Annotated in this window: 1 pseudogene; it reads right to left on the bottom strand. The window is 57.3% G+C overall.

Annotation, left to right across the window (positions count from 1 at the left end):
- Positions 1-211: pseudogene (locus HMPREF2604_RS14555) on the bottom strand (HNH endonuclease); the annotation flags it as partial.
- Positions 212-347 lie beyond the last annotated feature (136 nt).

Below are 347 nucleotides of genomic sequence, written 5' to 3'. Positions count from 1 at the left end.
CGTCGAGTTCTTGTTTGAGGTGTTGGGCTTGTTCGCGCACGCGTTTTCTGGTGGTGGTGATGTGTTGGGCGACTGTTTGCGCCCAGCGTTTTTGCTTGGGTGCTAGGGGTCCGTCGGCTTCGTTGATGGTCCAGGTACCGTCAGCGAAAAGCCAGATAACATCCCCACTGTAGGGGTCCAGCAGGTATTTTAAGGTGCCATCGGTTTTCATGTTGTGATGGCCTTGGCATAAGCATGCCAGGTTCTTCGGATGGGTTGGCCCGCCTTCAGCCCAGTTGTGCCGGTGGTCAAGCTGGGTAAGAAAGGCTGGCTCTTCACATCCGCCGACCCGGCAGGTTCCGTCGCGG

It is taken from the genome of Corynebacterium sp. HMSC055A01 (assembly GCF_001809405.1).
In the GTDB taxonomy this organism is placed as follows: Bacteria; Actinomycetota; Actinomycetes; order Mycobacteriales; family Mycobacteriaceae; genus Corynebacterium; species Corynebacterium hesseae.
Note: the sequence above shows the minus strand (reverse complement) of the source record. Positions and strands in the feature narration are given on the sequence as shown.